This is a genomic window from Paenibacillus sp. 2RAB27 (assembly GCF_052115445.1).
Lineage (GTDB): Bacteria > Bacillota > Bacilli > Paenibacillales > NBRC-103111 > Paenibacillus_E.
This window is the reverse complement of sequence record NZ_JBFRGR010000006.1, coordinates 99,785-118,303: the sequence shown is the minus strand read 5'-3', so window position 1 is coordinate 118,303 and position 18,519 is coordinate 99,785. Positions and strand designations below refer to the sequence as shown.

Here is an 18,519-nt window from a genome sequence, read left to right as displayed (position 1 = left end):
ATTACAATTCCTCCAAATCATCAGGTATAGATTGAAGAAAATCTTCTATAGTTAAACCCATTTGAAGCTTCCTATAAATACCACTTTTGCTAATATTAAATTTATGAGAAATCTCACTTATCGACATTTCTGTTCCATATATGATTAATTTCCTTTCAACTCTTTTCGATTTGCCGACTTTGGTTTTTAATGCTGTTTCTACTGACCATCCCTTTGCTAATCTGTCAGCAAATGTTTTTCTGTTGATCCCGTATTTTTGTAAGGCATCTTCCTTTGATATATATGTCTCATCAACAAACAGTAAAGTTGGATCATATTTATTTTTGCTATTCCTTGTATTGTAATTTTGTTCAGTTCTTGTTGCCCATTTACAGTTACTTGGTAAATAGCCCTTGTTATTATCGATCCTTTCAATTGAGGTTTCTTTTTCACCGAAAACACTCGCATGAGCTAAATAAGATTCATACATATCGTCAATAAAACTTTTGAAGTGTGTCCATTGATCACAAATAGTTATTCCGCGACCGCCGTAATCTGGGTAAGCATTACTGTTTTCATTTGTACATCGATCCTTCATATTTACCCATATCCTGTAGAATCTTGTCTTCGACAATCCATGCCGTAAATTACCGTGTTTAACAATAAGTTGCATTGTTTACCTCACCGTCTTTGCGGTATAATAATTCACATCAACAATAATTTTCACCCTGAAAGGTCTGCTACTCCAATAGCAGGCTTTTCTTCATTACAGTACCTTTTTGTTAAAACTTCCTTAGCCTCTGCATGAAATTCAGCTAATTTATTGGTTAGAGTTGCCGCCAAGATTACATATTGCATTTCCCTGTAACTGTCTTTTTCATTCAATGCTTTTCGTGAAGCTAACTTACTCGCTTCGATTAACAACTTAATCGACTGTCCATCAAGATTGATTGTGGCTGTCGCTTTCACTTGCATTTCCCCTTTCTGGATCTTCCTGCGATCTAAAATTCTTTTTAATTCTTCGAGCGTAAAAGCTGCCTACTGAGGGAGCTGCCATCATCTCATCAAATGTTTCAACTGGTACGCCATAATATTTGTAAGTTGTTTCTTTACCGATGAATTGAATATGAAGGATATTTTGAATCGCATCGTAGCCAACTGCGGCAATGTTTGAAGATACTACTGGAATGAAATCCATGATCATTTTCCCTCCCTAATCTTTGTCATCTGTTCCCATTGATCGTAAGGCAGTTCACGGTATTTGAAATATAAGCCCTCTTTTTTTAACTTGGAAATCATCGTTGCAACAGATTTTTCAGTCTTACCGATTGCAAAGGCTAATGTCCGAGGCTCATCAATTTTGTGATATTTACATATATAAATGAGGTCATCTAACTTAAATGGCTTGCCTTGATTAAAATGGAAATCTGGATGAAACTCCATTCGACCAGAATTGTCGTAACAGATTCCATCTATCCTATCGTCCTCTGGATTTCCCCTGCGGATAGGCTTCATATCTACAAGTAATCTTCTGGCCTAAAATTCTGAGCAAATTCAAGTGCATCCTCGTAATCGATCCGCCGAATGTGAGAATACTTAGCTACACTGAAACGAACTTTGAGCTTGCTCCAAATCATTCTGCGATGCCTGCCAACAACAACATTAAATTTATCATCGGTTGCCTGGTATCTATCTTTAGTCAATGAGGTTGATCTAATCTGAACGGCACTTTGTAACACGAAGCACTCACGATCATTTAACGTTACGCTATCTCGTACTTCTTGAACCATAAGCTGCACTTCTTCAACCTTCTCAGTCACATCTAGATGCATTTGGCGGATACCCTCCACCAATCCCCGTATTGCCATTCCCTGAACTTCAGTTAATTGCATTTGTCTCTCAACTATACTTAAGAACTCCGGTTGTTCAGCTGTTTGCATCGTTCACTACCACCTTTCTACCATTTACAGCAGGTTTGATTTGTTCAATGAATGCCTCAAGCATTTCAATACTTTCCAACAATCGTTTCTTCTCGCCTGCGCTAGCACTAGCTACTGCACCGAGCATAAATGAAGTAATACCTACTTTTTGTAAAAACTGCTTAACTTGAATGCTAACCTGGATTGTATTGTTATCAGCTTCGAACCGAAGTTTCTTCATCTGAGCTGCCGCCATCTGTTCATCAAAATTGTCAGGTTGTTGCAGCCTCAAAGCATCCAATTCTTCATTTACGCTTTTATAACCGGATTTTAACTGTTCGATCTTTACTCTCTCTTGTTCAAGAGCTTCACTTAATTTCTCTTTCCAAACTTTCTCCAATTGCTTAATCCTGACATCTGCTTCTTTTTCTTTTTCCCGTACAAAGACAGCTGATTCTTCTTGAGTACGTTCAACAGCTTCTGCTATTGCCTCATCTAACTGGTCAGCAGGGATAACATTTCTATATTTTCGCTGCATCTCCAACTTTTCACGTTCGGCTTCATCAGCTCGTTCTTCAGCGTTCCGTACTGCCTCTTCTAATCGAGCTTTTGTTTCAACAAACGCCTTATGAGTACTTATAGTCCCTGCATCCACTTGTTGAATTATTTCAGGAGTAGCATTATCAATAATGAATTTTGCCTTATCAAACTGTTTTCCGCTTCCAAACCCGACTTGTTCAGCTACAATATCCCTGACTTGCCCCACTTCATGTTCAGGTAAATTTTCCTTACCTGAGGTCATGCGTTCCTTGGCTTTCAGTTTCTCAACCTGTTCCAATCGTTTACCCCATTCAACTCTTTCGCTAAATGTGAATTCTTTACGGTGCTCGTTCTCAGAAATTTCGATACGTAAATGATGCTCGTAGTCGGAAACGGTCATCTCACGAACTTCCACATGTGACCTTTGCAGAAAGATATGAGCTCGTAACCTTCTCTCACCAGCAATCAGTTCAAGATCGGGAGTCACAACTATTGGATTAATAAGACCATTAGCCTCAATATCTTTAGCTAAGTCCTCGATATCGCCAAAGTCCTTACGGATTCGTTCACTAACTTTGATTTTTCCAATTTCCAAAAACACTCTGAAATCCTCCCTTCTGTCTATCGAATTATGTAATCAACTGTTACCTTAAAAAAATCAGCAATCCTAATTAATGTTTTGTAGTCTGGTTCCCTGCGGTTGTTCTCGTAATGAGACAGTGCTGCTCTCTTAATCCCTACCTTTGGAGCAAATTGATATTGAGTTAAGCTTCTTGCCTGCCTCAACTCAGCAATCTTGTCGCCATACATTGAGATCACCTCATCAGTGCTAATACAATACCGAGGACAATCAGCAGTGCTCCTAATGTCATCAATAGAGCGTTCACAAATCCTCTAGCTCCACTTATTTCATCTTCTTCAAGAACTGCTGGAACTTCTTTCATTTCAATCGGCATACCTACTGATTTCAGTAGCTTTGTTTCAATTAGTGCCTGTACGGATGATAGGGCGAAGATATAGCTTATATAGAAGGTAATAGTTGGTGACAGCAGATATCCGCCTATCACAATCGCTGAAACCCAAATACCAGCACACCAGTAGCAATTCACGATGTTTCCAATTAACCTTCTAACATTGCCACCTTGAAGCGTGAATGTAATGTTCTGGCCATCAAAGCCACGTGTAACGAAACGTTTACGAATCGGTTCAGTGATTTTATCAAATACGAATAAGTGGGTAATACGGAACACAGCTAGTGATAGGATGATGAAGGTTAAAATATTCATTCACTACCTCCTTGGTAAATGGAGCATCTTTGCGACTTCACCAGCACAGTCAACACAGACAAGCTTTCCGCTTATGGTTTTTAGTCCATCTACAGTAGAACAAAATATACATCCCGGTTCGTATTTTTTGAGCATGATACGTTCCCCATCAACATAAATCTCAAGCGAATCTTTCTCTTTGATTCCGAGCGTATCCCGTAATTCTTTAGGAATAACTACACGTCCAAGCTCATCTACCTTACGAACAATACCAGTTGATTTCATTTATTTATCCTCACTCTCATCAATTACTATTTGTTGGTATTCAACAATAACTGGACAATTTTCAATAGTCGCGATCAACTTTCGATCTTCCCCGTATACGTGGTATAAGGATTCAGTATGATCCTCATATTCCGTACCAGCATCAACGATCTCAATAATCACGCGCCCTTGGCTTAACTCACATCCCACTTCATATTTACGATTAGGTATAGACGCAACAGTGACAGATTGGATAACGGGTATTTCTAAAATGATCATGTAATCTCTCGCCTCCTTACTCGTCTTCCTTTACTACTCTGTGAATCCATAAAGGATAAGTTATAATTGCCAGAAGACTAAAAACCCCGAAACTGTTCCATAATGTATGTAGGATCATGAACGTGGTCCTCGCAATCCCATAACACTTAAGAAAGTATTTTCACGCTCCAAAGCAGTAATTCGTCGATGCAGGCTATCAATCGCAGGAGTTAGGGAAGCACTTCTAAACCCGAGCTCTTTTTCTAACGCATATATCTCAGCTGTAACTTCATACTCGCCATTTGCTAATTGCCGATACAAACCGAGCAACAACATGTAATTGGCATGGGAAGACATCTTATGAACCTCCCTCTTCACATCATTTGTATTTCGAGTTTTTCAATTTCCATGCATAGCTCTTGTTCCCATTCAAAATCGCCAAGTTCATGAGCAATCAGCGTAGCTTCTTTTAATAGATCGAGATTTGCAATCATCATCATGTTTTTTCTAAGTAACCCGAAGAGTAACTTGATCTCAATTTCGCCTATGCACTTTGCTTCCTTCGGGAGATTCTGTAATGCCCAGTTCGCTAACTCGCGGTGTATAGAATGAATTGCAAGCATCAAAACCACCCTCCCTTGGCGATCATGTAGATGAAAGCAGCTCCAACAAGGATTACCGTATACGCCTGGCCATCAGAATAATTAGAAGCTTCAAAAGTTACTCGGTCATTCCGATCAATATCACGTCCATTAATTTTTACTCTCATCCTTACCACCGCTTCCCATGAATGATTGCAGCAGCGTTAATTGGCATGAAATGAATTCGAGTGTTGTTGGATCGGCATCGTCGATTAATTGTGTGAATTGCTTAATGACTGAGTCTTTGGTGAGGTTTTTTAGGGTTTTCTCTCTCAGTAGATCGGCTATGTATAATTGAAAAGAACTCATTCACATCAACCACCCTTATCATCATAAAAAACACGATATTAATAATTTTGTGTATATAATTAACATTGAAGACATAGATAAACAAACCCGTTGCGAACAAAGGTTCCTGTTGCGTGTTTTTAAAACACATAGTACAATGAAAAAGTAATTAAGAATTTCATTCCATGGTTTTTAGTTTTCTAACATTCTCCACTGCAATGGAGAACAGGTCAGGGAAAAGTTCTTCAAGTGGCTTACCAAAAAAAATGGAATACATGAAAGCATTTAGTAAATTTGGTGTGGAATCACCGTCTTCAGTTTTCCTTACAGAAGAGTCTGTAACCCCAAACAATAAACCAACCTCTCTAGCAGATCCAAAATTGTTTCTGCACTCTTTAAATAGTCTACGTTTACCATCAGCAGATATTTTAGTGCTTGGGCCTCGTCTCTTTTTGTGCTGCTCGTTCATATCGTCACCTCCTTGTGAAACCAATAGTAACATGTGAACTTAAAACACGCAATACCCAAATTAGTTATTTTTATACACAAGAAAATAAATATATAGAAAGGCGTGAGTTACTTGAAGACACCAGAAGAAAAAAAGTTGTTTGGAGAGAGAATACGTGATCTTAGAGAAAAAAGGAATCTTAAACAAGATGAACTTGCGTTATTGATTGGAAAATCAAGAGATAATATTGCTAGTTATGAGACAGGAAGAAGCACGCCACCGGCGGATGCATTGATAAACATGGCCGATGTATTTAAGATTTCAACTGACTTTCTTTTGGGTAGAACTGAAGATCCCACTCCGCCTAAAATAGACGATGAACTTCCATCAGAACTAGAAATCAAGAAAAGGAAATTCAGAATGGAGATGGATGATATTCTGAGGAGAAGCAGCAATATGGATGATAAGATGATTGAACACACACTTATGGTTATGGAGATGACTTTCGTAGAGGGTTTGAATAGGGATAAAAATAAAAAGTAATTAATTCCAAAAAATTGGCATTCTATAGAACAACCGTTCGTATACAATAAACATATGATCTTACACGTAGTACAAGCAATCGACACCAAATGACACGGACATTAAATTTATCTAAAGCCGATTTGTTCCCCTATTGTTCGTGATATAATGAAATTCCATTCCMCTCMTAATTATGGGGAAATAGTAGGTACTTTGTAAAGCAAATGCTTGACAACTTTGCCGAGAAGAGAAACCGAAGTTCACTCTTCTTTCATGGACTTTTCCTGCAGCCTGCGCGTCGATGGTTTCATAGGCACTTCGATGAGTTGGTAGATGTCACGATCAAGGATGCCCAAAGTATCAGCAACTGAGAATATAAGTGCAGTTCCCATCTTTCTCTCGTTATTGATATATTGACCTGCTTGCTGACGAGACATGCCCATCTTTTCTGCAAATTCAGTGTATGAAATGCCTAACTCAACTAAAATATCTGGCAGGTTACAGTGTCCGAGCTTATAGCGCGGCATAGCTGTCCTCCATAGTTTATTTCAAACAATATCGTACCATTTGAAACAAACTTTAATCAAATCATATTCTGGGAAAAGGAGGTAAATAAAAAAACCATTCAACAATGTGCGGTAGTTTGGCGGCTCCCTGCACAAAGTAAATGGTCTTTAAGAAAATCAATATACTGATATTATACTACATAAAATTCCGTTTAAACAATTCATATGTCATGTATATTTTAGTAATTTATATGTCTTAAAATTTGCGTTGAGATGCAGTTGGAAATGTCTGTATGTGTAATTAGACATTCGGATTACCATCTCTTACATCACATAACTGGAGGGATGATTGAATGTACAAAGATCAGAATTTAGATGCATATAGAATGGCGATTCTTCAAAATGTACATGTTGAACCTGTACCACTTGGGGAAATCTGTGGGATATATAAAGAACTGGTTCCTGGTGTTTATCAAATTTTTCTGAATGAAGAACTCATAAATGATGAAGATACTGACCCTTGCGACAAAACTTTGTACATCCTTATGAAACACCACAACAGCGATAGGAGAGGCGAAACTAAGGTCGTAACTCTCGCTGACCTAGACTTCTTTAAACGACTGCGTGATGAAGTTAAACGCTATGAACAGAAAGCTGTTGATGGTTTTCTGAATAGCATGACGTATATCAAAAGATTAAAACTGAATTAATAGATGCAGGAAAGAAAAAGGCGGGCTGCCCTCAATTAAGAGGAAGCCCGCCTTTAAGATTATGTATACTACTTCATCAATTCTTGTGGAACATCTTCGTTGTAACAAGCGATCCAGCAGTTTGTTTTGCTAAATTTCTTAGCTAGGAATTCAAGGACAGCTCCAGCTTTTTTTGCAGCGAATTCTCTCATGCTTGTCCACCTCCCTTCATAACTTTAATTTGTGAATCAACTTTTGGGAATAAGGGATAGTTGTTATTGCTTGAATCAAGAAAGAAAGAGCTAATGAGTGTGATTGAAAAATAAAATTACATGCTACGATAATTACCGCGGCCACCTTGAGTTTTGGATAGTTCTTGGGATCCATCGTCCCAGTCACTCCATTAGGTGACCATATCAAAAGAACTATTACTGCAATTATATTAATAATAAATCCTGCATACCAGTAATTTATTGGGAAAAAAACCGATGTTAGGATGAAACCGATAGATACAACATTACATAGACCATTAGACTTAAAGTGYATTCCACCAGAAATGTGCCTGAGCAATGGAAATGCCCAGACACATGCTAATGCATCTATAAAATGACCAGTTAACCCTGAGATAATGAGTACACCACCAATTACAAACACGAAGTTCAATAGAACTTTTATCATATACTTCATCACAGCTGGAGATCGATTTTCATCATATTTAGTTATAGAATTAGCCAGGTATGAAGAAAGCTTGTCGATAGTAACCATCTAATTCCTCCCTTTTGTTAACTTATCCAATACTTCTTTACGCAATTGCCTATCCTGTTTGTTTTGTATGTATCCATATCCTAGATAGATAATTAGTCCTAAAGTAACGATGCCAATTATAAACAAGTGTAATGAATTGACATTAATGTTCTTACTGGAGTATATGAGAACTGAAGTTAAGAGGATAATTATCATCATCCAAATTAGATTGAACCATTCCAAGACATAAAATTTATATTTATGAGCAATGAGATTGTATCCTATTTTGTATCTAATAAGGAGTCCAGCAATTAAGAAATATATTACTGTTTGCGCTAGGTGAAAAATGATAAAGTGTGTTAAGTCATTTGCCATTAAATCCAATGTGCTTAACTTTAGACCTACAGCTGCAAAAGAAACGCTGGTATCCATTACAGTGGCTGCAATTGCTCCACCTAAAGCAACAATACACGAGAATAGCAATGGAAATCTCATTAGGGCTGCCAGCATTACGATGTATGTAAGTAGTTGAATTATCATGAAATAATCTGAATTGATTACAAATTTAAAGTAAAAATTTACGCTCCCAACCAGCACTGCCATAATAGTAATTTTCTTATCATGACCCTTAATTCGAAACTTGAAGATAGCGAAATTTAATACAACAAAAGATGCCATGTAAATAATCGAGAGCAGAAGTTTTACAAACAAATCCATTTAATTTTCACCATCCCTTTTAGTTCTAGATTTTCTCTTCATTTTCAGCAGTTCATTTTCACATATTAAATGGCGGACAAATGATGATATTGATTGCTCAGATTTATCGATCATTTCCCATTGCTCTGGGGACAAAGTCAACGACACTCTTCTTGCAATACCACCACTTGATTTTCTTCCTGATCCCTCTCTTTTTCCTCCTCTTGTCAATCAAATCACCTTCCTTTCCATTTGATTTTTGTTACATTAATCATAACTGAAATACCTTGCATCGTCAATTGATTAATGTTACATTAATCAAAAGAAAGAAGGTGCTAAATGAACGTAATCCTTGTTGTCTCGATACTAATATTTATGCCGCTTCTCAACGTCATCATGGTTAGAAAGATCAAGTCAGCTACATACAATGACATAGCTAAAGAACGTGGCTATCTCCTCATATATGCCGTTTACTGGCTTCTAACACTTCCGATCATACTTACAGGTCGAACAAACTATATAGCACCTGACTACTCGTTCAACACCTTCTGGCACATTCTCATTTGGCTTCTAATCGCTTATCTCGTCTTCACCGTTGTATTGCCTTTCGCGCTCCTTCCGTTCGTTAAAAGGCTACGTGAGAGTGTAGCAGATAACTATGATGCGAAACTGTATCCTGTAACGAATAAACAGCAGCTCATGTTTGTTGGAGTTACTATTACAGTGGGGATCTGTGAGGAGATTATCTTCAGGGGTTTCCTGCAACGCTATGCTGTGAGTTTGGGGTTATCGGAACTCGTGGCTTTCGTAGTCATCTCAGTTATCTTCGGGGCAGGACATTTCATGCAGGGGTTAAGCGGAGTTATCAGCTCTACAATATTCGGATTGATTATGGGATATCTGTACTTCACTACCGGAAGTTTATTAGTGCCTATTATCATTCACATTCTTTACGATGCTAAGGCAATTTACATAACGAGGGTTTTACTGAAAACTAAATGAGAAAAGGCCCTCTGAGAACTAACTCAGGGGCCTTTCTTCTATTCCATTACGCTGGCGGTTTCTCCAGGTAGTTCATAAATGATAATCGCTGCTCTAGCTAAAGCTTTCGCATCTTCTTCGTTACATTGATTCATATAGTATCCTAATAACCCAATAGCCGTTACTTTTTTATCATTTTCCAACTGACCCACTCGCCCTTCTAATGATGATTATTTATGTAGTTCAAGGTTTTCTAATTGAGTTAAGTACAAGTTCTTCTGCGACACTTACTCCACAATTGATTCGATAAACAATCACCCCTAATCAGAATTAACCAAAATAAAAAACCACCATTGTCATTCAAAAGGAACAGAATAGCAAGAATGCGAATACCTTCTTTTCAGGGCCTAGGCAAACTACACCAATTTCAAAATATCGAATAGGCACAATTGAACATACCAATCCTATATTTTATGGGTAGATTAACAAATATTTCGGCGCATACTGACTCTCACTGTATGCCCGCATTAATATTGTCGATTGCTCAAAGTTCTGAATGAACTTAGACTTATCAATATTTACCGTGATTTCACTGTCAAAATATTGATAAAGCTGTAGTTTAGTTAGAAGATATTACTTTCTTCTGTACTCTCTTACTTTTGAATAAAATAGTAGTTTAAATTTTGGAACGATTAGAGTGTGATTGTTGCAATAGATCAAAATTTTCTTAAGTACGTTTCAATTCAACATCTTATGTATTAGAAGATTTCCTGACTACTCCATTACCTAATAATAGATACATGTGTCCTGGTTGACCTTCCATGTTGCTCAATATAAACTTATCCGTCGACTATACTTCCACATAAAATAAATAAATGTCTGTCATAATGTTCGAATATTAGAATAATAAATTCCTTATTTCCCCGTACATCATAGTTATACTCCATAAAAACATGTCAGTCATCCTCTAGAATTCTTCTAAAAATTTCTTTAAAATAAAATATTATTTCTAAATAAAAAATCTACAACTTATCCTATTTTTTATAGTCATTTTTTTATCCTCCTCATAATAATTAGATTATTTAAAAAATGAAGTCACATAATAGTTTGGTGACTTATCGATAATATTAAATCTTGTTCGCATTTTTTGTCAATTAAGATTTGATAAAGAATTCTGAATATTTTTGGTAGAAAAGCATCGGACAAAACGAAAGCCCTGAGGGAAAGCATCCCCAAGGGCTTTTTTATTTCTCTTCATCAATTAACACATATTCTTCCATCTCTATATCAAAAACTATTACCTGGCCTGCATCGCTATAAACCATGTCATTCACTTCTGAAACACTCAGTGTCTTCTCTTCGCCTGTCTCCTTATTCTTCACTCGGTATTCCATGAATCTCATCCCCTAAACAATAAACTCCTCAAACACTGGTAGCCGCATTGCTCCCGACTTATACCAATCCCGATATTTCACTTTACAACGCACAACCGGCTGCACATAGACGTGATCCTTGCTCTCTCCAGTTTTGTAAGCTTGAAAAACTGGCCACATTGACTGGCGAGCTGATGGTGTAATCCCAAGTTCCATGGCACCGATCGGTCGGATTCTGTCACCATCTGGATAACCTAATAGCCATGAATGCTCTTTCTTGCTGTAACCGGTTATGAATACTTCTGTCCTTTGATAATTTATTACCTTTTGCCATGACCAGGAGCGAACAGATTTCATTGATCTTAAATCTGTCTCATACTTCGAGTTCTTCTTTTTAATCACAATGCCTTCGAGTCCATGCTGGCAAACGATATTAAAGAAACTCTCAGCACTGCCCTCTATTGGGCGAACGATCCTATAATGTTCAGTCTCAATAAGAGTATCTTCAAGTAGCTGCTTGCGATGTTCTAGAGGCAAACCCGTTACATCTACGCCGCGGTGGTACAAGATATCGAAAGCCATAAATACAACTGGTTTACGCAACTTGCTCGACCGAAACCCTGCGTTCGTCGCTTCAAAATCTGCTCTGCCTTGTTCGTCGAGCACCACGATCTCACCATCGAGAACAGTTCCTTTCGGGATAGGAGGATTTTGCAACTCGGGATATTTTGATGTTGCATTCGTGTTCTTCGTATATAGATTCAGTTCATCTAAGTTAGAAACAATCAATCTTATGCCATCCCACTTGAGTTCTGCAAATGTGGATGAATCGTCAAATGGTTCATTATTTTTGGCATATTGTAAAAGCATTGGAGGAATAAACATTATCTTCATCACCCATAATAATGTTACACCTTAGAGATATTTATGACTAATGGGACTTGAAGGAAAAAAGCCCGAGAACCCTTCCCCCCTCGGGCTTCATTTCTTCTTTATTGCTTTAATTAATTGATTATGTCTGTTATCTGAATGATACTGATTTACGACAAGAATTGCATGAATGACTCCAGGAATGTAAAAGAGCAACGTCAAAACAATACTTAGTAGAAACTGAAATATCTTGCCACATGACAAAACTGCCAGTGGTGGTATAAAACATAATAAATACCTCAAAATACAATCCCATCCTCTTCATTTGAATTATTTAAATATTCTGCAATTGGATTAATTTTCCTTCTACTAATGTATGAGTGGTTCAAATTATTATTAGATCGGTTTTGGCAATTTTGTAATAAACCTTGCATAGCCATCCTTGCTCTTTAGCAGATTCATGCTGTTATACCTCGGCAGCTTCAGTAGATCTTCCTCAGTGAATGGGTGAAGCTCAGACTGCAGCTCGTTGAAATTCTTCTTGTCACATCCACTAATTAGCATATATGATGCATTCGAACTGCGGAGCTCATCACGAATGTGTTTAATTTGATTCAAGTAATGAGCACTGATAATAGCCTTCACACCAAATTTAGCTAGCCGACTTAATTTATCTGACAAGAACTTTTGAGTATTCTCCACTTGATACAACTCATCGATTATAAAATTAACCTTAGTCAGCTTAGTCCGGTCACCACCAACCATCTTTTCACGAATCTGTGATGCCATCCAAAGCTTTGTCATCCAATACGTTGTGTATACGTCACGTTCTTGGTCGGTACTAAACATTGTTTCTGGCATTCTAAGAATAATAAGCTGATTTTTTTGCATCTCATTGGCTAAATTGATATTACCTGCCGTAGACTTCTTTAACATTGCCTCCATAAACGTATTTGCCTTCAGTTTATTCAAGCGATCGATAACTCCTGTGATGAGATGATCCTTTGTACCACACAACTCCTGTATGGTCTTTTTGTTGTTTCCTTCTCCAACCTTCACATCCTTGTATTCATCAAGTTCAAAAAGACTGTCTATGTTCTCAGAGAGGTTTTCGTGCTGAGACTCCGGTACACTATCAATAAATTTGTGCCGAGCCACGTGGTTCTGAAGTACCTTAAATACGTCTGTCACGCTACCGCCGCTCACAAATACAACGTTACTTGCACTTTCAAGGTATCTTTCCATTTTTGCTGAAAGATTTGTATCACCATTGCCGTTTGCATTTACCGAATTAATTAAAGTTTTTATTTGTGTAGTTTGCTTCTTAGCGTTATCGTATTGCTGGAATGGATCCAAACTTACGCCAACCTCATTGTAACCCAGTCCTTCAATTTTCATTGGGTCTTCGCAATCAATGACTAGTGTTTTATCTTTAGGAAATAGTGTTGCCACTTCACTACTTAGCTGACAGCTTGCTATGAAATCAAAAATGAATACGCACTCACCAGCATTAAGAGCATCATTACTTAAGTTTCCTATCAATGTTGACTTACCTGCACGCTGCGGCCCGATAAGAATTAAGGGCAGATTCTTATACTCTTTATCAGTACTTAAAAATGCCTGTTGATCATTACCTCTATATCGATTTGTCCCCACGCACATTCCCCCTTCCTGTAGGTCCTCAGGAACCTCAGTTTCTTGTGTTTCTACCCGTTCAATCATCTGATGTTGCTCAAGCAACTCGCGACCAGCCATGGAAATAAAACTTTGACACTCTTCATCTCCAACTTTGTTCACGGCGGCACCACGCAATAATCTGTCCGTATATTTGAATTCTCCTTTGTATGACCGGTGAGTAAGTTCGTTATCCTCCGAAATGGAATCGAACGTTCTCGCCAGGCTTTTGGCATTGTTCCGCTGACGCAGCGCGTCTTCACTTTTACTCATGACAATGATCTGAGTATCAAGAATGTTTGCAGTTGCTTTCCGTTGAGTACTATCACTAATTTTGACACCGCCATTCAGTCTCTCTAGAAGCGATTCTAACGGACTTTCGCTGTTGACCTTCTTAGTATCTGAGAACACACTGGTTACTGCATCAACGGTACCTACTAGGAATGATACTGCCATCTTGAAGACATAGCTTGTGCCAAGCTTATTTCTATCAACCGGTTTCTTGCTCTTCACTTTCTCAATCGTATGTTTGTAAGTGGATCTCCAACTAAACTGGGATACTGGGATGAAGTTATAGAACACCCCAGCTCGATCTCCGTCTTCCATGACATCCACCACATTCAATGTTGAGCGTAACAAGTCATTGTCACGACGATCTACGTTGAGGCTCAGCGCATCCTCTTTCGTATAAGAAAGCTGATACTTAGTTGCGTCTTTCCCGAACTCAGGAAGGCTATCTACCTCTTCTACGGTGATACTGGTCCATACATCTCCTATCTTCTCCTTTATGACACTAAGATGCTGCTTGGGGGCAATAAAGTAAAACTCAACTTTCTTCTTTTCGATATAGATGAAATAGGAAACCTTGGCGGAAGTCTCGAGCGAAACCTTAGTTGGAATGAAGAACTGCTTACCTAGAATGCGAGTCGCCCGGTGTTCTTCCTTCTTAACGTTCTCCAACACATTTTTGTAAAGAGATGCTATGGCCCTAGCGATCTTGTGTGTGTTGTTGTTTCTAATGGAGTTGTTTGGTTTTAGTTTGAGAAATACATACTCGGGCCGAACAATGCGGATTGCATCGCGAAGAGATATTGTACTCATGATTTATTCTCCTGGATGTACCGGAACATATCGTAAGCCAATCCGAAATTACCAGTATTAATGAACGATAGGAATTTCACAAGTTCGGCAGCAGATACCGACTCCGCCATCTTTTCGATAATGACTGAAGCCTCTTCTATTTCTGCAACTCCATCTTCTGTGTAATAAGTCAATATCCTTGGGAATAAATCCGTTGTGACAATTTTAGCTTTCATATACAGCTCACCCTTTCGTTGTAATCCTATGCTTTACGTAAGTCGCCACACAATCAATGCCCGATGTGACAAGTTTAATGCCTGCAATATACGGTCCGTATTTTAGGAATAGAACAGCAGCAGCAGTCAGCCCAGATGTAAACATTTTAAAATAACCCTACTGCTTGAATTGACTTTACAAATAACTCGGTGAATTTAGTGATGTAAGGCCAGAAAAAACAGAGCAGCCCAATTCTAATTGCTAAGTCCATAGCACCACGCATCAATTCTGCATATGCAGAGGCTACGTCCATTGTGGCCTCGACGACTTTCTTTGTTGCACCAATTGCACTATTTACGAAGTCACCTTTCTCATTTCTAACAAAAGTCATTTTACTCATTGGACCTTTCACCGACCTTTCAATTTCGCTATTTTGACAATATTGACATGAGGATGAATGAATTGAAACTAGACCACAAAATGAACAGTTATACGTTGAACTAGAAAATTTAGGAGTAGTATACTTTTGATCACGCTCCTGCCGCTAAAAATTTAATAAATACATAAGCCACAGTCAGTATTCCTGCCCACTTCATACCTTTATCCCAACCAGCAACATGAAAAATGATACACATACCTGCACCAATCAAGCCTATGCAATAAGATAGATCAATCAAGAGATCACCTACGCCTTGGATGAATCCTAATGCCGTGTCGTATAACACCGAACGAGCATGTTCTTGTACGTTATCCTGAGCCTGATTGTAGGACTTCTCAAGAACCTTTCCGAGGATGCCAAGATGACCGCCTGCCTTTGGCGCTGCTTCCGCAGGATCGATAAATGCTCCAACTTTATTAACGAGTCCAATATGAAGATGTGGACCAGTGCTGAAGCCTGTAGATCCTGACAATGCAATACAGTCTCCCGCATGAACGCGAGTACCTTCTTTAACAATCGTGTTATCAGACAGGTGACCAAAAATATATTGATAACCTGCCTTGGTTTTGATAAACACCGCCTTCCCTAAAGATGAGTCGCCGTAGTCCGCAATGCGGGAGACGATACCACCTTCAGGCGCGTAGACCTTACTACCGATTGGCATTGCGATATCTATACCGGTATGAGGTGTTTTGTGAACAGAGTCGATGGAACCAAATGGTGCTGTTATTCGAGGGGCAAGTTGGATGTTCATTGGCTTGATGCCTCCAAATTATCGCCAAATAACGTATCAATTTCATTGAACAACCACGGCAACGCCCAGAGACTGGCATATGTGACGCTATAACCAATCATCTTTGATTTAACGCCTGTTGTATCCCCGTCCATTCCACACTTTATTGTGTCGATATCCCCTTTAATAATAATGATCCATTTCCCAACACTGAGGATTTGTTTATAAAGTTTCCTTGCCCCAACATCGATACCAGTTGAAGCATGTGCAAAACCTGACAATCCGACAAACAAAATTATCGCAGTCCCTATTACTCGATACTTAATTTTGTTTCTATTTAGGTGAGCGAGTAACTTTTTAATCACCGTTTCCTCTTGCCACCCGCAGCGGACAAAATCAGGGATGCTCATTGTGTAGGCCATGATGTCACTTCCCCTCTTCCGTCCATTCGTGATCGCAAGCCGTGCAAGTAAATTCTCCTGCAGAGGCCACGTCACTCCAGCAACAATCGCAGTCATCCGGCTGCTCCCATAATTCAAGTGTGTTTACGTTAACTAAGGCGGGGCCACTTACAATAATTTCTGTGTAGACTCGCGCAGATCCGCACTCTGGGCAAGACTTCAGAGGTTTAGAAGTTGCCTTTGCACCACTCGGCGCCTTCAAATTCACTATAATTCTGGAGCCTATACTTTTAATATTCATCCTAAGCCCTCCCTGTTGTAATGATTCTGACTGTTGTAATTGTTGCAATGACCATAGTAACTGCTCGTCGCATAGAAACCTACGAAAGACATATCAAACACCTACCTAAAGTAATTTTGAGTAACCTTGTTTTGAATCTTGAGTAATGGGCTGCTGAATAACTGCAGGAGTGAAATGCCCTCCCTCGTTTTGCATACACCATTCCAATTTATCTCTCACAAATGCGGCGAAGTTCTGTCCCTTGAAATTATTAGTGCTACTCTCAATCCAATCCCAAATACGTTTCTCTCTTGCACTACCTGGATTAAACACCGCAGGCTTCCGGATATAGTTCTTATCGGCCATAGATTTCCACCGCAGTTCTATAGAGCGCTTCCGCATCTAAGAACACGGAATTTTCCACCACCCTCGCCAAAGGATAAAACTGTTTTAGGTGCTCCACGATTTCAGCAGCTCCCCCGCCTCCGAGCAACACCTCGTCATCTTTCTTCCACTTCAAAGATCCTGTCTTACCAGCTATAGCTCTGGCCATCTCAAAACGATCCTTGCTCTTTCCCGACTCTGTACCAAAGTCGAACGTGTCGCTCTCCCGGCCAATCTTCTCCTCATCTCTAAATGTAATTGCGTTCACCGTCCGGCTGCCGATGTTTAACCCTCGGATCGTCTTTCCGGGCTTTGCATGCTTATAAAATCCGATTCCCTCTGGGGCCACACGACAATCATCAATCAAAAAGACTTTGATATCTCCATTGAGAGTTAACTTCTTCATTCCCAGTAACATTGATCTCAACGCCGCTTTGTCGCGTTCATGGCAATCAATAGGAAGGTTAGTGACCATCTTTACTCGCCCAGTTCCCGAAACAGCCTTATGAAGCGCAATGAGGTTTAAAATCACGGTATCTTCATGAAGTTTGCTCTCAGTCATCATAGATTCACCATACTCCGCTTCTCGAATAGCCAACGTTCCTGCAGTGAACTTCCTTCCCTCATAGCTGCCGTACATATCATCACTTCCCTTGGAATCACCAAATTCTAATTCACGAGCCTCACCAAGGTTTGAATAAAACTCGAAATTACCCGTAGCATGCCAAACCTTTACTTTATAACGACCAACATCGATTCCAATGTTCATCTGCATCACGCTCCTGTTGTTAAGTAGTTATGAACTGTCCGAGCACTTGAGTGTGCTGTTGTGAAGAGGTTGTGAAGCAGTTCATAACTCGCTTGATGATATAGGTTATGGCCTATGCTTGGGCATGTTGCGGAGTTTTTTGAATAATTTTTTCATAGATTGTCCATCCTATTGCTAGACAGGCAATGGAAGGGATGATTATTTTGGGTTTAGGAAAAAGCAGAACGCCATTAGGGGAATTCATTGATAAACATAAAATTACGCAAGGGGAACTAGCTAAAGGAACTGGTAGGAACAGAGATACTATCTCTGACCTATGTGATGGAAGTAAGTCGGTGAGAGCCAACGCGGATACACAAATCGCAGTTGTTGGTTATTTAAGAAGGAGAGGTCACAACGTAAGTGTTTCGAATTTCTGGTAAAACGCAAAAAGCGCGCCACCGGATCTCTCCGATGACGCGCCGCGGTCAAGCTATCATATTAGGATGTAGTCTGGCCACTGAGCCGGGGGCGATTCTACCCCCAGCATATGCGAGAGACTACCAGAATAATGCAAGTAC

Annotated in this window: 36 protein-coding genes; 3 read left to right on the top strand and 33 right to left on the bottom strand. The window is 39.2% G+C overall.

Annotated features, from left to right (window positions below; genetic code table 11):
* Window position 1: 1 nt before the first annotated feature.
* The 15 genes from AB4114_RS11350 to AB4114_RS11280 all read right to left on the bottom strand — a co-directional run bounded on the left by AB4114_RS11350 (window position 2) and on the right by AB4114_RS11280 (window position 5,623).
* Entirely contained in the window at window positions 2–577 is a 576-nt protein-coding gene (locus tag AB4114_RS11350; protein ID WP_441988558.1) for a hypothetical protein, read from the bottom strand.
* Window positions 578–702: 125 nt separating this feature from the next.
* On the bottom strand, window positions 703–948 hold the full coding sequence (locus AB4114_RS11345; RefSeq protein WP_441988557.1) for a hypothetical protein: 246 nt from the start codon (window positions 946–948) through the stop codon (window positions 703–705).
* Window positions 920–1,177 carry a KTSC domain-containing protein gene (locus AB4114_RS11340; protein ID WP_441988556.1) on the bottom strand — a complete coding sequence of 86 codons (258 nt, stop codon included), beginning with the start codon at window positions 1,175–1,177 and terminating at the stop codon, window positions 920–922. The genes AB4114_RS11345 and AB4114_RS11340 overlap by 29 nt, the downstream gene beginning before the upstream one ends.
* Window positions 1,178–1,179: 2 nt before the next feature.
* Complete coding sequence (locus AB4114_RS11335) at window positions 1,180–1,494, bottom strand: DNA-entry nuclease (RefSeq protein WP_441988555.1); 315 nt, start codon at window positions 1,492–1,494, stop codon at window positions 1,180–1,182.
* 2 nt (window positions 1,495–1,496) lie between these two features.
* Window positions 1,497–1,919, bottom strand: a complete 423-nt coding sequence (locus AB4114_RS11330; RefSeq protein WP_441988554.1) for an ORF6C domain-containing protein — start codon at window positions 1,917–1,919, stop codon at window positions 1,497–1,499.
* Window positions 1,906–3,039 (bottom strand): ParB N-terminal domain-containing protein, encoded by a 1,134-nt coding sequence (locus AB4114_RS11325; RefSeq protein ID WP_441988553.1) that lies wholly within the window; start codon window positions 3,037–3,039, stop codon window positions 1,906–1,908. The genes AB4114_RS11330 and AB4114_RS11325 overlap by 14 nt, the downstream gene beginning before the upstream one ends.
* Before the next feature lie 20 nt (window positions 3,040–3,059).
* Window positions 3,060–3,248 (bottom strand): helix-turn-helix domain-containing protein, encoded by a 189-nt coding sequence (locus AB4114_RS11320; protein WP_441988552.1) that lies wholly within the window; start codon window positions 3,246–3,248, stop codon window positions 3,060–3,062.
* Window positions 3,249–3,253: 5 nt separating this feature from the next.
* A complete protein-coding gene (locus AB4114_RS11315) occupies window positions 3,254–3,724 on the bottom strand; it encodes a DUF1360 domain-containing protein (RefSeq protein WP_441988551.1) in 471 nt (156 codons plus the stop codon).
* A gap of 3 nt (window positions 3,725–3,727) precedes the next feature.
* Window positions 3,728–3,988 (bottom strand): AbrB/MazE/SpoVT family DNA-binding domain-containing protein, encoded by a 261-nt coding sequence (locus AB4114_RS11310; protein ID WP_441988550.1) that lies wholly within the window; start codon window positions 3,986–3,988, stop codon window positions 3,728–3,730.
* Window positions 3,989–4,246: a hypothetical protein gene (locus tag AB4114_RS11305; RefSeq protein WP_441988549.1), complete on the bottom strand. Its 258-nt coding sequence runs from the start codon at window positions 4,244–4,246 to the stop codon at window positions 3,989–3,991. It abuts the gene before it with no gap.
* Between the two features lie 114 nt (window positions 4,247–4,360).
* The gene (locus AB4114_RS11300; protein ID WP_441988548.1) at window positions 4,361–4,582 is read right to left on the bottom strand and encodes a hypothetical protein; all 222 of its coding nucleotides are present in this window, start codon (window positions 4,580–4,582) and stop codon (window positions 4,361–4,363) included.
* Window positions 4,583–4,599: 17 nt separating this feature from the next.
* Entirely contained in the window at window positions 4,600–4,848 is a 249-nt protein-coding gene (locus AB4114_RS11295) for a DUF7667 family protein (RefSeq protein ID WP_441988547.1), read from the bottom strand.
* Entirely contained in the window at window positions 4,848–4,994 is a 147-nt protein-coding gene (locus tag AB4114_RS11290; RefSeq protein WP_441988546.1) for a hypothetical protein, read from the bottom strand. Before AB4114_RS11290 ends, AB4114_RS11295 begins: the two co-directional genes overlap by 1 nt.
* Entirely contained in the window at window positions 4,978–5,175 is a 198-nt protein-coding gene (locus tag AB4114_RS11285) for a hypothetical protein (protein WP_441988545.1), read from the bottom strand. Before AB4114_RS11285 ends, AB4114_RS11290 begins: the two co-directional genes overlap by 17 nt.
* 157 nt (window positions 5,176–5,332) lie before the next feature.
* A complete protein-coding gene (locus tag AB4114_RS11280) occupies window positions 5,333–5,623 on the bottom strand; it encodes a hypothetical protein (protein WP_441988544.1) in 291 nt (96 codons plus the stop codon).
* Between the two features lie 111 nt (window positions 5,624–5,734).
* Here AB4114_RS11280 and AB4114_RS11275 point away from each other — a divergent pair, with 111 nt between their 5' ends.
* Window positions 5,735–6,145: a helix-turn-helix domain-containing protein gene (locus tag AB4114_RS11275; protein ID WP_441988543.1), complete on the top strand. Its 411-nt coding sequence runs from the start codon at window positions 5,735–5,737 to the stop codon at window positions 6,143–6,145.
* A 239-nt stretch (window positions 6,146–6,384) separates the two neighbouring features.
* On the opposite strand, the gene AB4114_RS11270 is transcribed toward AB4114_RS11275, so the two are convergent.
* Window positions 6,385–6,651 (bottom strand): helix-turn-helix domain-containing protein, encoded by a 267-nt coding sequence (locus AB4114_RS11270; RefSeq protein ID WP_441988542.1) that lies wholly within the window; start codon window positions 6,649–6,651, stop codon window positions 6,385–6,387.
* A gap of 332 nt (window positions 6,652–6,983) precedes the next feature.
* Between AB4114_RS11270 and AB4114_RS11265 the strand changes: the two genes are divergently transcribed.
* Window positions 6,984–7,340, top strand: a complete 357-nt coding sequence (locus AB4114_RS11265; RefSeq protein ID WP_441988541.1) for a hypothetical protein — start codon at window positions 6,984–6,986, stop codon at window positions 7,338–7,340.
* 68 nt (window positions 7,341–7,408) lie between these two features.
* Here AB4114_RS11265 and AB4114_RS11260 read toward each other — a convergent pair whose 3' ends face one another.
* From AB4114_RS11260 to AB4114_RS11245, 4 genes are read right to left on the bottom strand one after another with little or no spacing between them, the layout of a single operon-like run.
* Window positions 7,409–7,531 carry an AgrD family cyclic lactone autoinducer peptide gene (locus AB4114_RS11260; protein WP_441988540.1) on the bottom strand — a complete coding sequence of 41 codons (123 nt, stop codon included), beginning with the start codon at window positions 7,529–7,531 and terminating at the stop codon, window positions 7,409–7,411.
* Between the two features lie 16 nt (window positions 7,532–7,547).
* Window positions 7,548–8,084, bottom strand: a complete 537-nt coding sequence (locus AB4114_RS11255) for an accessory gene regulator B family protein (protein ID WP_441988539.1) — start codon at window positions 8,082–8,084, stop codon at window positions 7,548–7,550.
* On the bottom strand, window positions 8,085–8,780 hold the full coding sequence (locus tag AB4114_RS11250) for a hypothetical protein (RefSeq protein ID WP_441988538.1): 696 nt from the start codon (window positions 8,778–8,780) through the stop codon (window positions 8,085–8,087).
* Window positions 8,781–8,990 carry a hypothetical protein gene (locus AB4114_RS11245; protein WP_441988537.1) on the bottom strand — a complete coding sequence of 70 codons (210 nt, stop codon included), beginning with the start codon at window positions 8,988–8,990 and terminating at the stop codon, window positions 8,781–8,783. It lies immediately after the preceding gene.
* 108 nt (window positions 8,991–9,098) lie between these two features.
* Between AB4114_RS11245 and AB4114_RS11240 the strand changes: the two genes are divergently transcribed.
* Window positions 9,099–9,761 (top strand): CPBP family intramembrane glutamic endopeptidase, encoded by a 663-nt coding sequence (locus AB4114_RS11240; RefSeq protein WP_441988536.1) that lies wholly within the window; start codon window positions 9,099–9,101, stop codon window positions 9,759–9,761.
* A gap of 38 nt (window positions 9,762–9,799) precedes the next feature.
* Here the strand turns inward: AB4114_RS11240 and AB4114_RS11235 are convergent, their stop codons facing one another.
* From AB4114_RS11235 to AB4114_RS11175, 13 genes are all read right to left on the bottom strand, one after another.
* Window positions 9,800–9,943 (bottom strand): hypothetical protein, encoded by a 144-nt coding sequence (locus tag AB4114_RS11235; RefSeq protein ID WP_441988535.1) that lies wholly within the window; start codon window positions 9,941–9,943, stop codon window positions 9,800–9,802.
* 1,041 nt (window positions 9,944–10,984) lie between these two features.
* Complete coding sequence (locus AB4114_RS11230) at window positions 10,985–11,134, bottom strand: hypothetical protein (RefSeq protein WP_441988534.1); 150 nt, start codon at window positions 11,132–11,134, stop codon at window positions 10,985–10,987.
* 12 nt (window positions 11,135–11,146) lie between these two features.
* Window positions 11,147–11,998 carry an ATP-dependent DNA ligase gene (locus AB4114_RS11225; RefSeq protein ID WP_441988533.1) on the bottom strand — a complete coding sequence of 284 codons (852 nt, stop codon included), beginning with the start codon at window positions 11,996–11,998 and terminating at the stop codon, window positions 11,147–11,149.
* A gap of 96 nt (window positions 11,999–12,094) precedes the next feature.
* Complete coding sequence (locus AB4114_RS11220) at window positions 12,095–12,286, bottom strand: YqaE/Pmp3 family membrane protein (RefSeq protein WP_441988532.1); 192 nt, start codon at window positions 12,284–12,286, stop codon at window positions 12,095–12,097.
* A gap of 93 nt (window positions 12,287–12,379) precedes the next feature.
* Window positions 12,380–14,758 (bottom strand): type IV secretion system DNA-binding domain-containing protein, encoded by a 2,379-nt coding sequence (locus AB4114_RS11215; RefSeq protein WP_441988531.1) that lies wholly within the window; start codon window positions 14,756–14,758, stop codon window positions 12,380–12,382.
* On the bottom strand, window positions 14,755–14,973 hold the full coding sequence (locus AB4114_RS11210) for a hypothetical protein (RefSeq protein ID WP_441988530.1): 219 nt from the start codon (window positions 14,971–14,973) through the stop codon (window positions 14,755–14,757). Before AB4114_RS11210 ends, AB4114_RS11215 begins: the two co-directional genes overlap by 4 nt.
* Before the next feature lie 7 nt (window positions 14,974–14,980).
* Window positions 14,981–15,118, bottom strand: a complete 138-nt coding sequence (locus tag AB4114_RS11205) for a hypothetical protein (protein ID WP_441988529.1) — start codon at window positions 15,116–15,118, stop codon at window positions 14,981–14,983.
* A gap of 1 nt (window position 15,119) precedes the next feature.
* A complete protein-coding gene (locus AB4114_RS11200) occupies window positions 15,120–15,353 on the bottom strand; it encodes a hypothetical protein (protein WP_441988528.1) in 234 nt (77 codons plus the stop codon).
* Window positions 15,354–15,483: 130 nt separating this feature from the next.
* Window positions 15,484–16,146 (bottom strand): M23 family metallopeptidase, encoded by a 663-nt coding sequence (locus AB4114_RS11195; RefSeq protein ID WP_441988527.1) that lies wholly within the window; start codon window positions 16,144–16,146, stop codon window positions 15,484–15,486.
* Entirely contained in the window at window positions 16,143–16,547 is a 405-nt protein-coding gene (locus AB4114_RS11190) for a hypothetical protein (RefSeq protein ID WP_441988526.1), read from the bottom strand. The genes AB4114_RS11195 and AB4114_RS11190 overlap by 4 nt, the downstream gene beginning before the upstream one ends.
* 4 nt (window positions 16,548–16,551) lie before the next feature.
* Complete coding sequence (locus AB4114_RS11185) at window positions 16,552–16,827, bottom strand: hypothetical protein (RefSeq protein WP_441988525.1); 276 nt, start codon at window positions 16,825–16,827, stop codon at window positions 16,552–16,554.
* Between the two features lie 105 nt (window positions 16,828–16,932).
* Window positions 16,933–17,172: a hypothetical protein gene (locus AB4114_RS11180; protein WP_441988524.1), complete on the bottom strand. Its 240-nt coding sequence runs from the start codon at window positions 17,170–17,172 to the stop codon at window positions 16,933–16,935.
* Complete coding sequence (locus AB4114_RS11175) at window positions 17,162–17,959, bottom strand: ParM/StbA family protein (protein WP_441988523.1); 798 nt, start codon at window positions 17,957–17,959, stop codon at window positions 17,162–17,164. Before AB4114_RS11175 ends, AB4114_RS11180 begins: the two co-directional genes overlap by 11 nt.
* Between the last annotated feature and the right edge of the window lie 560 nt (window positions 17,960–18,519).